Here is a 15,618-nt window from a genome sequence, read left to right on the forward strand (position 1 = left end):
TATGAAAAGAAAATTTGAATGGAAAAAATACAGCGTATTTCTCATAAGCCTGATTTGTCTTGGCATTCTCGCCTTTATAGCATTTATTGGCCCGATCCTGCCTTTTATTGACCGGGAACTGTCTACGGTCACCTATATCATGGATGAAAACCGCAAGCCTGTCATCCCGCCCTATGGGCCTAATGAGGACTTCCCGCTCGGAACGGACAAAAAAGGCAGGGACCTGCTCAGCATCATAGTACTGGGTGCCAGGGAGACCCTTCTCCTTGTGATAGTCATTACGGCCCTCAGATATGCATTGGCGATACCCTTTGCGTTCCTTGCGCACAGAAAGGTGTTTGCGGCCGATTCTGTCCTGAGATGGCTGAATGGGTTCCTATCTTATATACCGACCATCATTATTGTCATTTTGGTCGTTAATCTGCCGCCTTTATTGTTTGCCAAAGACAGGCCTTTCTGGCTGATTCTGGTAATAGCCCTTTCTGAAGCTGCCAGGGCTGCAGATATGATCAAGCTTGAGTTCGATGAAGTTTCATCAAAAGAGTTCATCTCAGGGGGAATAGCAGCAGGAACCGCACCTTTTGCCATGTTCAAACGATATTACATGCCATTTCTGTATGGAAAAATCCTGGTGTATATGATCTCCGATCTGGGGAAAGTGATGTTCCTCCTGGGCCAGCTCGGCTTCGTCGGCATTTTCATTTCACAGCAGTTCGTCCAAATGCCGACAGGAATGTGGGAGTTTGTCAATACATCCATTTCCTGGCCGATGCTTCTTCAGGACGCGTTCATTGACGTCCGCGGCCCTATCTGGATTCCATTCTTTGCAGCCTTGTTTATGACCTTTTCCATTTTCACCTTCAATCTCCTTTCCCAGGGGATCAAGCATATTTTTGCGAGAAAAATAAGATATCTGTAAGAAAAGCGGAAGCGCCTTGCTCACCATTAAGGAACGCAGACTAAGAACGCCACGTCCTGTGGCAACGTCTGCATGACCAGCTTCCTGGGGGCCTCAAGACGATCCTGCCGAAAGGCGTTCTATGCCTTTTGGGCAGGACTGGCTTGTGACCTCGAGCGGGCAGGCGCTGCAGCTAGACAGTAATCGAAGTTAAAAAAGTATACCTTCTTATCTTGTAAGAAGAACGGAGAAGCCCTTTTTCCAGGGACCAATCGGGCGCCGTTTGCATATCATAACCCAAGATTCTGTTTTGGGAGGAGATGCATGAATGTCTTCACAGCTGCCTGATGGCCCAAAAAAGAAAGAGAAAAATGAGCCATTCAGCGATATCATGAAATCTATGAACACATTCTTTCAGGAGAAACCCGTCAAAGGATTCTTGCAGAGCATTGATGATTTCTTTAAGACCCCGTTTCCGCAGAATTCCTTTTCTGTCCGGGTTTCCGAAACCGATAAAGAACATCATATTACAGCAGAGCTGCCCGGAATAAAAAGGGAGCAGATCCATATTGATGTACTGGATAATTATATAACCGTTTCAGTCAGCCAGGCTGAAACCGTCATCCAGGAGGATGATAAACACAGGGCTTTCAGCCGGAAGCAGACGGTGCAGCAATCATCCAGGACCATCCCGCTTCCGCAGCCTATCAATGAAAAAAAGGTAAGAGCTTCTTACCAGGATGGTCTGCTGATCATCCGGATTCCCAAGCAGTCAGGCAAGAAAATCATCATTGATGAAAACAATTGACGCCGTTTGAGAAACTCCCCTGCCCGGGAGAGCACGGCTTCCTCTTTACAAGCTGAAAAAGCTCCCTTGAACTATGTCAAGGGAGCTTTTTTGCAACTGTTTTTCAAGTGTTATTCGAGCATCAGCCAATCTGTAAAATAGCCTTTCGGCACAAGGAAGTAATCTGCAGCAAAATCGGCAAACATTTCGGAATTCACTTCTTTATATTTAAATTTTTCATAATATGCTGAGAGGAAGTCCATTCCGACAGTGCGCGGATCATTGCCTTTGACCATGTACCGGTTATTGACCAGTTCAAGCATCTTTACAGCCGGCTGGCCGTAAACATACCCGTTATGCGCCACTTCATCCAGAGGCACATTTGAATGCTGCCTTTTGACATTTTCCTCTTCAATGCTCTTCATGCGGTTAAATGGAAGAGAAAATGCCCGCATTTCCCCCTGGTCTTCTCCAGCATAGAAATACATGCTAGTGGCAAACTCAGTGATCCCCTCATCCACCCAGGCTTCGTAATAAGGGTCATTTGAAACGGTTCCATAAAAATACTGATGGGCGATCTCATGAACGATGGATACCTGGTAAAAGTAGGCGTCCTCTATATACGGATTGATCGTGACAATGCCCGGATACTCCATGAACTGGCCTTCATCAAGGACGATATCGAGCGTCTTATGCGGATATTCACCAACTTTATCCTGATAGAAAGACAGTGCTTTTTTGGCAAGCTCGAGCGACTGTTCAGGTTCTTTATTATGATCATCCTTCGTAAACAGCCTTACCTTCACACCATCCTCTGCTTCAGCTTCATACATGCTTGTATCTTTAAGAATACTGATGAAAAAGTCCCTGGCTTTTTGGGCCTTCAATGTCCCTTTGGATTCAGAAGCTGGCGGGTCTTCATCTGCTGTCGAAGCAATCGTATAGCCTTTAGGTATATCATAGGAAACCTTATAATCTGAAAAATCGGTATGATAGGTTTCCAGTCCTTCTGAATAGTCTTCCTTATTCCATTTATGCTCACGGAAGGTTGCCAGCATCGGATACCATTGTGCAAGATAATAATTTTCCTCCACTTTTGAAAAACGGTTCCCTTTTTCAGGAAGGGTGAATTCATAGTTTATCTTGACTCTGCCTTTATCGCCTTCTCCCAGCTTTTCTGATAGCAGGACTGTCAAGGTATCGCCCTTCAATTCATAGTTTGCTTCCTTCCCGTCCACCTCAATTGACTTCATAGAGACGGAGGCATTTCCTTTTACTGATTTGAAAGTATGCCCTTCCTGGAATACATTCGGGATAAAATAGAACACCAGCTTTTCCCATTCGTCCTCTGATTTATTTTTCACTTCAATTTCAGCCTCTGATGAGAATTCTCCTTGCTTGTTCATCTTAATGCTCAAGTCATATTCAGCCTGGCTGAAATTTTTTACCCCTATGTCATTATCTTTTGTTGCATACACATAGGTGCCGGCACCTATAAACATGATCACAAGGATCAGAAGCGCCAGCGGCTCAGGTGACAGAAACCTGTTTGCTTTACCGGGGCCGTAATTTTTTCTTACTGGCTTCAGTTTAGGCTCCTGTCCGGTTTTGATCCAAGGTGTCCTTTGATAATTGGACTGAAAGCGGTTCTTCATGCCATTGGCGAGCAGGCTGAAAGAAATGGTCGTAATCAATAAGACCGTAAGGGGCACCATTAAAATATGAAGGTTCCCATAAATATTTCCCCTCGCCTGGCCGACCAGTCCTGCCAGCTCTTTCGTTATAGAGTGGAATAGCAGCGGATCATAGGTGACCCTTGTACCTCCGACAAATATCTCCAGCAAACCAAGCTGCCCCATGATTGTAATCACATAGACAATTTCAAGAATGAACATGACAAGGAATGTTTCCTTAAGCTGAGGGAAAATATGTTTCCAGATCAGCCTGTGCCTCCCTGCTCCCAAAGCCCTGGCCGCTTCTATGTACACAGACTTGTTCAGCTCTGCCGTTTTCTGCCGGACAGAAGAGACGATGCTGGGAATGCTGACAATGGAAGTGATCAGGATGAACAGAAAGACAAGCTTCCAAGTCGGAATATACGGCAAAGCATTGATTCCCCTGAAGAAAAAATACACAATAAGGAACAGCGGTACAAAGCTCCAGGCATTTTCAAAGGCCAGCATCCATCCCGGAGTCCGCTTCCATGTTCCCACATACAAGCCGGCAATCGTCCCTACCGCCATTTTGATAAAAGTTACTGCAATTGCGATGAAAACAGTATATTTCAATCCATTGAGAATCAGGGATGCGATGTCATAGCCCCATCTGTCAGTCCCCAATGGATATTCATCAGACTCAAACGGCTGGATCGGCGGTGCGAGCACCTTTCCATCCCTATACTGGGTCTCCAGCGCTTCGGACAATTGATGAGGAGCCAGATATGGTCCGAAAACAGCAAAGAAAAGCAAAACGCTTACAAGGAATACGCCAATATATAACGAATAATTCACCCTGAGAAGCTTATTCATGGATCAGCACCCGCTTAAATAGATAGAATAATATTCTGATTGAAAGATACACGATGAGCGACATAAGCAGCATCGCGAACAGCCCGATTGCAATAGGCTGGAATCCATTAGCCTGGAAAATGAATTTCGTAATACCTGAAACGTTCATTATGTATTCAACGATAAATAAATTTCCTATCCCAAGCGAAATCACCTTTGTCATTTCCGCCAGGATAAAAGGCTCGATATTTTTATATACATGCTGAAGATTGATATAATCCAGCACCATCCCTTTGGCTACAGCAGTCCTGATGTAATCCTCACCGCTCAGCTGATAGTATTTCACAGCTACCAGCTTAAATAAATACAATGTTGGGGCAATTGCCACAAGCACTGTCGGAAACCACGTATTCAGCGCACCGGAATCCGGCCTTAGGGAAATGATCCTGATCCCCGTCATTTTATAAAATTTAACTGCAAGGATCATGGAAGCAACGATAATGATGAAATCCGGAATGGATGCCAAAATGTTCAGGATATAATTAAACCCCCTGGCAGCCCGGAATCTGCTGATAAATACACCGAAAATAAGGCTCAGCACAATTGCAGCGAGGATCCCCGCCTCCATGATCTTCAGGCTTGTCATAAAAAACCGCCCGATATCCTCTCCGATGGAACGTGTCCTTGTCCCCTGCTGATATGTACCTAAGTCTCCATCTGCTATTTGTGTGAAAAATTCGCCGTATACCCGCGGCAGCGCACCCGGATCAAAGTTCAGCGATTGTGTTTCCGGATCTGCAACTACCATCATTGGCAGCGAGGCAATGAGCAGGATAAGCAGCACCACAATGATAAGCTGCTGAAATTGCCTAAGCATATTGACCCCCCTTTATAAATGACCTCTAGTCAATGTTTCCATTTTCCATTCCCTTCACAATTTTGTCAATAATATTCCATGAATTCGGAATATTTTACAGCTTAAAAAGAGTTTTTTTCACATAGGAAAAGAACAGCCTGCAGCAGCTGTTCTTAAACTTTAAATATTCCCCCCAGTCCTTTCACCATAGATGACACCTGATTGACTGCGCTCATCATCTGGCCGGCTGTATTCATCATTTTATTGAAATCAACTGATCCATCCTGGCCTTTGAATGAGTTCATGATCGACTGCACACCTGAAGGCTGCTTTGCCATGAAAGACTGCTTCGGGTATGGATTCATGTAAGGATATGGATTGTTAGGCTGCTGGCTGGAAGGCTGCTGGTACGCTTCCTCCTGCTGCAGCGGATTCTGAAAAAGCCCCTGGTTTGCAGGATGCTGGGCCTGCGGCTGCATTTGCGGCTGCATTTGCTGCATTTGCGGCTGCATCTGCGGCTGATAGCCCTGGAAATAAGAATGCGGATTATGTGCCTGCTGGAAGGGATTGAAGTAGGCTGATTGATTGCCGGCAAAGGGCGGATAATGTGCCTGGGGGCTTCCTTGCATCGGGAATGCAGGGTAGTAGCTCTGCCGGCCGTATATGCCGCTGCCCCCAGGCTGCTGCAATCTTGCCGGAAAACTTCTGTTTTTTCGTAACATGGGCAGACATCCTCCTAATACTGATCACTACTTTAAATTATGATGCTTCTGCCCAATTTGTGCATCCGAGGAATGATTATCCTTTTTTGTCTGCTCATGATGAATTTTGTCGGAAGTTTCAATTTTTTAAAAACGGAGAACTATTTTATTTCATGATACGATATTTAAAACGGCGGAGGAGGAACATTAATGAACATTCACGAACTGAGAGCCAAATTTCTGCAGCTGAAAGATTATAGTCCCGAGAGCGTCAATGAATTATTGGATTTCGCCAAAAAAGCCTATATCCACAATGAAATCACCATTAATGAATACCGCAACCTTATTCGTGAGCTTGAAGCACAGGGAGCTGAAGCTGACAGTTCCTTTATCCCGGCGCCAAACCTGCAGAATTGAACCCTTCATTTCAGAATGGGCAGCGTGCTGAAAAGGCACAGCCAATTAGTTAAAATTCACGGGCCTGCGGACAATTTGTCCGTCAGGCTTTATTTTTTCCCGTCCAAATGACCAAGGAGCACATTGAGGACATACTTAGTAGAATTATAATAATTAATGAAACGGGTCCGGCTTGTTTCCGGGAAGAAGCATTGTACAGTAATGAGCTCTATATGCTCCGCTGCCGAAGCAATCTGATTTTCATGCAGGTTCTTGGGCCTGTTGTCAATGATCCAGCCGGCTGCCGCAGGTAACCAGTTATCAAGAAGGTGCTTGGCATGATCGGCAAAGGGTTTTACCTCTGCATAGAAATCAGGCTTCGTTCCCCTCTCCCGTGCCTGGCGGTAATGGACTGCCGCTTCTTCTGTACAGGCAAGCAATTCTTTAGTAAGCAGCTCTAAATTATTTTCCGCTTCATTCATATATTCATCTCCTGTTGCTTATTTGTTCAGAAAAAAAATAAAAGTAGCTTGGGTATCCAGCTACTAAACATCATTCTTTATTTTAGACAACCTAATAGCCCAATTCAAGCTTAATGCTGTCATTCCCACCTGTCACTTTAAGGTCCCTGCCGTCCTTTTTCACGATCTCCTGCAGCTCTTTTTCAGCTTTGGCCATCCTTGATTCACAGTATATCATCTTTTGCTGATGGTCTTCGGCTATTTCTCCCCTGAATTTTGAAAGGCTTGTCTCAAGTGCTGCATCCAATTCTTCCAGCTGGCCGTATATCTCATTCAGCATATAAAGCAATTCTTCTTTCTGCGAAGTGTGTTTCATCATATAACCTCCCCTTTGCATATGCCTTCCCGACTGTGCGGCTTATTGCTATTCACTGTATTCGCCTTCTCTCTGCACTTCCCTTCACCCTTGACAAAACTAGAAGCGATTCGCCAAAGAAAGTTATATTTTTCAGTCCATTAAAGATAGTTTCGACATCTTGGATGGATGAAATGCTGGTGATTGAACACACTAAAGGATGGAGGTGTTGAAGATGGCAAACAAGGAAAAACAAAATAAAGTTCAGCCTAAAAAGCAGGAAGAAACGAAAGCTGGATACGGCAGCAAAAAGCTGGAAGGCCCGGACAGGCCTTCCACCTGATGAAAGCAAGGGGGATCCCTTGCTTTTTTTCGTGGGCTGGCTGTACTGCTTATCAATTGACACCGGTAACATTAAGGTTCTGGAATCAAGGAACTTCATTCAATAAGGTTGCGGGGAGATTGGAGTTCTGGGTTTTAGAATCGTGGTTCCAGTCTGGTCTTCTAGAACCACTATTTTTCGGTTAGAGTCAGAATAGTGGTTCCAGTCTGGTTTCCACAACCGCTATTTTTCGGTTTTGCTGAAATAGCGGCGTCAGCTGGTGAACTATATCCGGCTCTTTTACCAAACCAAACCCTCAGTCTACAGCTGGTCCGCCAATTAATCAGATGCCAACGCTGGGTCTACCTTTTAAAACCGATAAACTTCTTTATTCCCGCTGCCCGCTCCAGCTGCTCTTGCTTATTCAAGAACCACTTTGTCATCAAGACAGGCTCTTTCATTTCCCCTTTTTCGGAAAACCAATCCGGGTTTGCTTTTTTATCCTTTGACCAATCAAGGTTTTCATGTATGTGATGGCTGATAACAGGGTAAGTGTCTTTTAAGGTTTGCATGGCCCGCCTTGTTCCGCCATCAAGGAATTGTTCATAATCCACCCTTGATCCTGTGTGGGGCACTCGTTCTGCGAACTCCAGGAACTCCGGATACAGCACGGGTGAGAACAGGATCTCTGCAAGCCTTTTACCGAGCCTGATTCTTTCGTCCGTTTTCCTGAATTTACTTACACTTGCTCCATAAATCTGGCCGCTGCAGGTTGGAAACAGGACCGAGCTGAAATGCAGCCAGTCCTGGATAGAAAAAAACAGGGAATGGAACACCCTCCTTTTATAGACCGGGTGATCAATCACAGGGCGCTGGATCAGATTTTGTTCATTTATAATGAGGGCTGTCATCAACCTTGCCCGGTCCCCCTCCTGCCAGTACCGGGTCCATTCTTCTTCCATAAATGAAGAAACATGAAAGAATGGCAGTAGATGAAACATTGGCAAGTTTTTTTTCGTCGAATATTCATAGAGAAGCAGCTGGGGAAATGCATCTGAGAAGATGAGCCAATTGGCACGCTCATATGTAAGGAAAAGCCGCTCCCTGATTTCCGGTCCCAGGAGGCAGGCAAAAGAATCCTCTTCCAGATCGCACATATTCCAGCCTGCATTTCGTGAAACCATACTCGCCAGGAAAGACCATTGGATGTCCGGGTGGGACTGGTAATATTCGAAGTATGCGTTGGTCCTGCTGATATTGTCTTTATTATAATGATCCACGGCTGAACGGATTTCCTCGGCGAGCATCCGTTCGGAGCTGTCAAGTGTGTAATTGGCAGTCTTTCTCAAAGCAAACCTCCTTGCCCACTGTTGTTATCGTTCACTTTTTGGTGCTTTTTATTCAACATTCAGGGCGGCACTTTTGGTATGATGAGTAGTGTGCGATTGCCGGCATGCCGGCACAATGAAAACAGGCAGGTGATTCAAGTGAATTTCCACTATCCAAACGGACGAAAGTATTTGCCGCAAAAGGCGGCTGCTGCGCCTGTGAAAAAGGAGAAAAAATGGACATATTCCAACAGGGGGATGACATTAGAGGACGATATAAATGAAACGAATGATTTTTACCTGGAAAGAGGGATGGCTGTAATCCATAAAAAGCCAACTCCAGTGCAGATCGTAAATGTGGACTATCCGAAAAGGAGTGCTGCAGTAATCAAGGAGGCTTATTTCAAGCAAGCTTCAACAACAGATTATAACGGCCTTTATAAAGGAAGATATATTGATTTTGAAGCGAAGGAAACAAAGAACAGCACTTCTTTTCCCCTTAAGAACTTCCATGCCCACCAAATATCCCATATGCGGAGGGTAGTTGCACAAGGGGGAATATGCTTTGTGCTGCTCCGGTTCTCAGAGAGCGAAGAAATCTTCCTCCTTGAAGCCGGCTCACTTTTCCCTTTTTGGGAGAGGATGGAGAATGGCGGGCGCAAATCCATTGCCAAAACGGAAATAGAAGATAATGGCCATAAGATCCAGCTTGGCTTCCAGCCCAGGATTGACTATATTAAAGTAATAGATTATCTTTATAATCTTACATGATTTTATGCAGATGTAAGAAAGGATGAATATATATATGGCAGAAAACTACAACTCAAGGGAGGAGCGCCGGAAGCAGCAGTCCGCCGGCACTAAAAAGAAAGCTCCCAAAAAGAAAACAGGCGGTATCTTCAAAAAGATATTCCTGGTGCTGATCGCCCTCGGGCTTGCCGGAATCATCATCGGGGCCGGTGCATTTGCATTCATGGTCAAAGATACGCCAAAACTTGATGAAGAGAAGTTGAAATCCGCTATCGCATCTGAAATTTATGATATGAACGGGGAGCAGATTGCGACCATCGGTTCCGAAAACCGGGATTATGTCGAGTATGAGGACATACCGAAGATCGTAGAGGAAGCGGTAATCGCTACAGAAGACTCCCGCTTTTATAAGCATCATGGGATAGATCCGATCCGCCTCGGCGGTGCAATCCTTGCCAACATCACAGAAGGCTTTGGCGCAGAAGGAGCCAGCACGATCACCCAGCAGGTAGCCAAAAACTACTTCCTCGAGTTTGACAAAAAGCTTTCCCGTAAAGCTCAGGAAGCATGGCTTGCCATCCAGCTGGAACGCAAATATACGAAGCATGAAATTTTAGAGCTTTATATGAACAAAGTGAATATGTCGCAATACTCCTACGGTTTCGCGACTGCTTCAGAAACGTATTTCGGCAAACCGCTGAAGGACCTCGAGCTTCATGAAGCAGCCCTGCTTGCAGGACTTCCGCAAAGCCCGAACAATTACAACCCTTTCAACCACCCGGATAAGGCGGAAAAAAGGCGGAATATTGTTTTGACACTGATGAATAAGCACGGTTATATCACCCAGGAAGAAATGGAAGCTGCCAGGAAGATTCCGGTCACATCCTCCCTGGTCGCCGAAGAGAATCGAAAAATCAATGGAGACATTCCTTATGATTCTTTCATCGGGCAGGCCATTGCTGAAATTAATGAAAAGTATGGAACAATTAATGTCTTTACAGATGGACTGAAGATATACACTACACTGGACAAAGATGCACAGGAATATGTTGAGACGATGCTCAACGGCAATGAAATTGTTGAATTCCCGAATGAGGAATTCCAGGCGGGCATCACACTCCTTGACACGAAAACCGGAGAAATCCGGGCCCTTGGCGGAAACCGCAATCCTGAAGTAGAGTTTGGCTTCAACTATGCCACTGGCCAGAAGCGCCAGCCAGGTTCGACTATTAAACCGATTTTGGATTATGGTCCAGCGATTGAATATAAACGGTGGGGAACTTATTATACATTGGATGATAAGCCTTATGCTTACTCCAATGGCACTGAATTCAATAACTGGGATGGCCGCCACATGGGCCCGATGAGCATGAGGGAAGCCCTCGCCCGGTCGCGGAACGTTCCTGCAGTCATGGCACTTCAGGAGGTCGGTCTGGAAAGAGCTAAGGATTTTGCCGTCAACTTAGGTATTCCTTTGGAAGATATCCAGGAATCCTACGCTATTGGCGGTCTTAAAAACGGTGTCTCCTCAATGGAAATGGCGGGCGCATACAGCGCGTTTGGGAACAACGGCATTTACAACGCCCCCCATACTGTAAAGAGTGTTGAACTGCGGGATGGAACAAAGCTTGACCTGACACCAGAATCCAAGGCTGTAATGAAAGACTATACTGCCTTTATGATCACTGACATGCTTAAGAGTGTTGTAAAGGATTCATATGGCACCGGCCAGCAGGCCAACGTTCAAGGCCTGCCGATCGCAGGAAAGACAGGAACGACAAATTACAGCAGTGATGAAATATCCAAATACAATGTCCCAGATGGAGCCGTACCTGATGCCTGGTTTGCCGGCTATACAACGAATTATACAGCGGCAGTATGGACTGGCTATAAAGAAAGGAAGAATTACCTTCCTTCAAACGGAAGAGATCAGAAAATAGCTCAAAATCTATTTAAAAACCTAATGGCACATGTATCAGAAGGAAAAGAAACACCTGACTTCAAAATGCCGAAAAGTGTAGAGGTCGTGAAAATTGAAAAAGGCACTTCAAAGCTCGCAAGCGCGTATACGCCAAGCGACCAGATCCTTACTGAGTATGCAGTTAAAGGAGAAGCGCCTACACAGGTTTCAAAGAAATATGACAAGCTTGATGCGCCGCAAGGCTTATCTGCCGTATTTGATCCTGAAACCAATGAAATCGTGGTTGGCTGGGAGTACGGTTCAGAAGACGGCGTACAATTCGAAGTGAATGCTTCGGTTGACGGCAGCGGCCAGCAGCCTACAGTAACTGCTGAAAAAGGCCTGAGGTTCACTGCTCCCGCACCTGGAAGCACATACACATTCAGTGTAACAGCGTTCAGAGAGGAAATGCGCAGCGATCCTGCTTCTGTATCTGTCACCGTCCCAGGAGTTCCTGAAGACGATGGACAGGAAGAACCTGAAGATGGAGAAGACGGAAGCCAGGATGACGATGCTGATCAGAATGAAGATGAAAATGAGGAAGACAATCAGAATCCTGGCAGCGGCAATGGAAACGGAGAAAACGATGAAGATGACGGCGAAGACGGCTCCGGCGGCGAGGATGGCTCCGGCGGCGGTTCAGGCGAAACCGGCCAGACCGGAGGACAGTCCGGTTCCGGAACAGGATCTGGCAGCGGTACCGGCTCCGGCTCTGGAGGTACCGGGACAGGAAGTGGTTCCGGATCTGGTGGAACTGGCTCTGGTTCCGGATCTGGTGGATCTGGCTCTGGTTCTGGCTCTGGTTCCGGCTCCGGCAGCGGATCCGGGTCTGACGGCAGCAATTAATCCAGTGGCCATCATCAAAAATGAATAATGAAAAAAAGCGTTTAAGCTCATTGCTTAAACGCTTTTTGTATAGCTATTTTCTTTTGCCGCTGCTTTTCTAATTCAGCCTGCAGCTCACATAATTGAATGAACGAATGATAAAGGAGCGGGCTGGAAAAAACAAATTCCAGCCTTTCCTTAAGATTAGGAGGCTTAACAGCTAATTTGAATAATTCATCAGCAGGTCCCAGCCTGACCGGCTGTCCATTCGTCCAGAATAACATCTGAAGGAAAAGGCCCGTGGCATGCCTCATTGTTCCGGCCAATCCCGTCCGCTCCCGCTTCTCATGCAAAGCACGTATTGCGGACTTATCCTTCTCCCACTGCCCGATTCTGATAGGCAGGAACTCTTCCGCCTTCTCCCATGGCCTGAGGGCTTCAATTCCAAGATAAAAGGCAATTTCATAGATGAACATAGGATCACCCTGAAACTGATCTGCCCAAGCCGGCTCCCAGGCTTCCTCCCCTTCACTCATCAGGAAGGGATGGGATATTTCAGGAGGCACCCGCAGCAGGATTTTCTCACTCCCTGCCATTATTTCCTGTTCATCCTTTTCTTGCCTTCCCTGCAAGTGTCAAGGAGCGGGCAGATTTCACACTGCGGGTTTTGCGCCTTGCAGTGATAGCGGCCGAAGAAAATCATCCTATGGTGCGTAACTGACCATTCGTCCTCAGGCACTTTTTTCATCAGTGTCTTCTCCACTTCAAGAACAGAATCCTTCCACCTGCAGAACCCGAGCCGCTTGCTGACCCTCTCCACATGGGTATCTACAGCGATTGCAGGAACATCATAAGCCACAGAAACGACGACATTTGCCGTTTTCCTCCCAACCCCGGGCAGCTTTGTCAGTTCGTCCCTGTCGTGCGGGACAACGCCATTATAATCATCGATCAGCAGCCTGCAGAGATTATGGATGTTCTTTGCCTTGTTCCGGAACAGGCCGATTGACCTGATATCGTTCTGAAGCTCTTCAAGGGAAACAGCTAAATAATCCTCTGGCGTTTTATATTTCTGGAAAAGGTTTTTGGTTACCTTGTTGACCAATGCATCTGTACATTGAGCAGATAGTGCAACTGCAATGACAAGTTCAAACGGGTTCTCATGATTAAGCTCGCAATGGGCCTCCGGAAACATTTCACCCATAACATCCAGGCAATGCCTGATTTGTGTTTTATTCAGCATTTGTATCACCACTCTATTTTTTATGTTTCACTTATCTTAACCTTTTCTCTATATCCTGTCCTCCGAAACGCTTTACTGAAGCTCAGAGGAGGAATCCAGGAAAAGGTCATATAAAAAGGGCGGGAGATATCTCCCGCCATTAACATTATTGCTCAAGCCAGTTGTAAAAAGGAATCGATTTTTGCTGAACAGGTCGTTCATCCGCTTTTTGCCTTGCCTGCGGCTGATTTTGGCGGAATTTGCGCCCAAAGCTCTTCGCCTGTTCGATGGTCTTGATCCCTTTCTTCTTCCACTCAAATAAAATACGGTCGATATAGCGGAAATTCAGCTTTCCGGATATAACTGCCTCCCTCAATGCCGCTTTAATGATGACAGGATCATGGTGGTCATCATCCATCCACATTGCCAGCGTTTCACATTCAAAAGGTGAAAGCGGCCTTCCGAATTCTTTTTCGAAGCATGTATACAGATCCATCTCTTCCTGCTGATGGGATTTGGCATCCTTTTGTTTGTCTTCGAGGAGGAATTGGTCAACCACCCTTTCCCAAAGAGGATCAAGAGAATACTTTTCATAGCGGATTCCATTATCCGAAAAGCAGTCTAGTATTTCAATGAAGCCCTTCTGGATCAGTTTCCGGATCATATCAGTGCAAGCTGTATCAGAAATCGTCATTCTGGACGATATTTCATTCGGGGTCGGAAAGTCGCTGCCTTTTTCTATAAAGGCAGATATATGCAAAAGAAGAACGAGTTCCTGTTCAGTTATATTCATTTTATGATAGCGGGCCAAGAGGGCACCTGGTATGGACAGGCTCCCTTCCTGGAGCCACTTGATAATTTTGTCTTTCATCCTGGACACCTCCTTTAGAGTATATCATGAACCTTCAGGGCCAGTAAGGAGAATAACAGGCAGTACTGCCAGAAATTAGGTCTGAAAACAGAACATCACTGAGTGCGTATGAATAAAAAAATCCGCATAAGCGGATCTTTTTATTTTCCCATTGACGCCATTACAATCACCGGGACTTCTCTTCCACAAACCTGCGGATCCGTTCAACGGCTTCTTCCAATGAATCAAGAGAGGTTGCGTAGGAAAGGCGGATGTTGTCTGGAGCCCCGAAACCGGAGCCTGGGATGACCGCGACCAATGCTTCCTCAAGAAGCGCTTCGGCGAAGCTGTCCACATCTTTATAGCCGGTCATTTCGGCTGCCTGCCTGGCATTCGGGAATAAATAAAATGCACCCTGCGGCTTGAGGCAGGTGAAGCCTGGGATCGATACCAGCTTGCCGAAGATCTTTTCGAGCCTGCCTTCAAATGCCTGCCTCATTTCCTCAACCGGCTCCTGTGTGCCGGCATAGGCTGCAATGGCGCCGTACTGGGAAGCAGTGGCCGGATTTGAAGTACTGTGGCTCGCAAGGTCGGTCATTGCTTTGATTAGCATGCTGCTGCCTGCTGCATAGCCAATCCTCCATCCTGTCATCGAATGTGATTTAGATACACCATTGACAATGATGGTCTGCTCTTTTAATTCAGGGGACAGCTGTGCAATGGATACATGCCGGCTGCTAGCATAGACGAGTTTCTCGTATATTTCATCCGATACAATCAGGATGCCCTTTTCGAGGCATACTTCCCCAAGGGCCATCAGCTCTTCTTCGGTATAAAGCATTCCGGTCGGATTGCTGGGGGAGTTGATGATGACTGCTTTGGTTTTCTCTGCAGCAGCCTCCCTCAACTGCTGCGGAGTGATTTTAAACCCGTTCTCCTCTGAACCCTCTGCGTATACAGGAACCCCTCCTGCCAGCTTCACCTGCTCAGGGTAGCTGACCCAGTAAGGAGTAGGGATGATTACTTCATCCCCTTCATCAAGAAGTACCTGGAACAGGGTATAAAGCACATGCTTTGCCCCGCTTCCGACAAAGGTCTCATTGATTTTGTAGTCAAGCCCCTGGTCTTTTTTGAGCTTTGCAGCTATTTCGGCTCTCAGCGCGGGAAGTCCTGCAGACGGAGTATATTTCGTGTGCCCCTCATTCATTGAAGCCAAAGCGGCATCTATGATATGCTGCGGCGTGTTGAAGTCCGGCTCTCCCGCCCCCAGCCCGATTACATCATGGCCCTGGGCTTTAAGTTCTTTTGCTTTAGCTGTTATCGCCAGCGTGGAAGAAGGCGTCAGCGCCTCCACCCTGCCTGCTAGCTTTATTTTCATAGCTTGCGCCTCCATTTCATCC

Annotated in this window: 15 protein-coding genes; 5 read left to right on the top strand and 10 right to left on the bottom strand. The window is 46.3% G+C overall.

Translation table 11 applies throughout. The annotated features are described in order from the left end of the window. Position 1: 1 nt before the first annotated feature. Both AC4E8B_RS16300 and AC4E8B_RS16305 read left to right on the top strand, forming a co-directional pair. Positions 2–919 carry a peptide ABC transporter permease gene (locus AC4E8B_RS16300; RefSeq protein WP_490214396.1) on the top strand — a complete coding sequence of 306 codons (918 nt, stop codon included), beginning with the start codon at positions 2–4 and terminating at the stop codon, positions 917–919. A 307-nt stretch (positions 920–1,226) separates the two neighbouring features. Next, the gene (locus AC4E8B_RS16305; RefSeq protein WP_490214397.1) at positions 1,227–1,706 is read left to right on the top strand and encodes an Hsp20/alpha crystallin family protein; all 480 of its coding nucleotides are present in this window, start codon (positions 1,227–1,229) and stop codon (positions 1,704–1,706) included. A 110-nt stretch (positions 1,707–1,816) separates the two neighbouring features. Here the strand turns inward: AC4E8B_RS16305 and AC4E8B_RS16310 are convergent, their stop codons facing one another. The 3 genes from AC4E8B_RS16310 to AC4E8B_RS16320 all read right to left on the bottom strand — a co-directional run bounded on the left by AC4E8B_RS16310 (position 1,817) and on the right by AC4E8B_RS16320 (position 5,770). Continuing rightward, entirely contained in the window at positions 1,817–4,195 is a 2,379-nt protein-coding gene (locus AC4E8B_RS16310) for an ABC transporter permease subunit (protein ID WP_490214398.1), read from the bottom strand. Positions 4,196–4,205: 10 nt separating this feature from the next. Continuing rightward, complete coding sequence (locus AC4E8B_RS16315; protein WP_490214399.1) at positions 4,206–5,069, bottom strand: ABC transporter permease subunit; 864 nt, start codon at positions 5,067–5,069, stop codon at positions 4,206–4,208. Positions 5,070–5,221: 152 nt separating this feature from the next. After that, the gene (locus AC4E8B_RS16320; protein ID WP_490214400.1) at positions 5,222–5,770 is read right to left on the bottom strand and encodes a YppG family protein; all 549 of its coding nucleotides are present in this window, start codon (positions 5,768–5,770) and stop codon (positions 5,222–5,224) included. A gap of 189 nt (positions 5,771–5,959) precedes the next feature. Here AC4E8B_RS16320 and AC4E8B_RS16325 point away from each other — a divergent pair, with 189 nt between their 5' ends. Continuing rightward, entirely contained in the window at positions 5,960–6,166 is a 207-nt protein-coding gene (locus tag AC4E8B_RS16325) for a YppF family protein (protein ID WP_490214401.1), read from the top strand. A gap of 89 nt (positions 6,167–6,255) precedes the next feature. Here the strand turns inward: AC4E8B_RS16325 and AC4E8B_RS16330 are convergent, their stop codons facing one another. From AC4E8B_RS16330 to AC4E8B_RS16340, 3 genes are all read right to left on the bottom strand, one after another. After that, positions 6,256–6,627, bottom strand: coding sequence for a YppE family protein (locus tag AC4E8B_RS16330; protein ID WP_490214402.1), 372 nt, complete (start codon positions 6,625–6,627; stop codon positions 6,256–6,258). Between the two features lie 91 nt (positions 6,628–6,718). Further along, positions 6,719–6,985, bottom strand: a complete 267-nt coding sequence (locus tag AC4E8B_RS16335) for a hypothetical protein (protein ID WP_490214403.1) — start codon at positions 6,983–6,985, stop codon at positions 6,719–6,721. A gap of 660 nt (positions 6,986–7,645) precedes the next feature. Then, on the bottom strand, positions 7,646–8,632 hold the full coding sequence (locus tag AC4E8B_RS16340) for a DUF2515 domain-containing protein (RefSeq protein WP_490214404.1): 987 nt from the start codon (positions 8,630–8,632) through the stop codon (positions 7,646–7,648). 138 nt (positions 8,633–8,770) lie between these two features. On the opposite strand from AC4E8B_RS16340, the gene recU reads away from it, so the two are divergent. Together recU and AC4E8B_RS16350 are read left to right on the top strand one after the other, a co-directional pair. Further along, complete coding sequence (recU, locus tag AC4E8B_RS16345; RefSeq protein ID WP_490219732.1) at positions 8,771–9,382, top strand: Holliday junction resolvase RecU; 612 nt, start codon at positions 8,771–8,773, stop codon at positions 9,380–9,382. A 34-nt stretch (positions 9,383–9,416) separates the two neighbouring features. Further along, the gene (locus tag AC4E8B_RS16350) at positions 9,417–12,167 is read left to right on the top strand and encodes a PBP1A family penicillin-binding protein (protein ID WP_490214405.1); all 2,751 of its coding nucleotides are present in this window, start codon (positions 9,417–9,419) and stop codon (positions 12,165–12,167) included. A 47-nt stretch (positions 12,168–12,214) separates the two neighbouring features. On the opposite strand, the gene AC4E8B_RS16355 is transcribed toward AC4E8B_RS16350, so the two are convergent. From AC4E8B_RS16355 to AC4E8B_RS16370, 4 genes are all read right to left on the bottom strand, one after another. Next, positions 12,215–12,742, bottom strand: coding sequence for a YpoC family protein (locus tag AC4E8B_RS16355; RefSeq protein WP_490214406.1), 528 nt, complete (start codon positions 12,740–12,742; stop codon positions 12,215–12,217). After that, positions 12,742–13,389: an endonuclease III gene (nth, locus tag AC4E8B_RS16360; RefSeq protein WP_490214407.1), complete on the bottom strand. Its 648-nt coding sequence runs from the start codon at positions 13,387–13,389 to the stop codon at positions 12,742–12,744. Before nth ends, AC4E8B_RS16355 begins: the two co-directional genes overlap by 1 nt. 145 nt (positions 13,390–13,534) lie before the next feature. Next, positions 13,535–14,239 (bottom strand): DnaD domain-containing protein, encoded by a 705-nt coding sequence (locus AC4E8B_RS16365; protein WP_490214408.1) that lies wholly within the window; start codon positions 14,237–14,239, stop codon positions 13,535–13,537. Between the two features lie 166 nt (positions 14,240–14,405). After that, complete coding sequence (locus tag AC4E8B_RS16370) at positions 14,406–15,590, bottom strand: pyridoxal phosphate-dependent aminotransferase (RefSeq protein WP_490219734.1); 1,185 nt, start codon at positions 15,588–15,590, stop codon at positions 14,406–14,408. Positions 15,591–15,618 lie beyond the last annotated feature (28 nt).

This window comes from Bacillus sp. SRL543 (genome assembly GCF_984799205.1).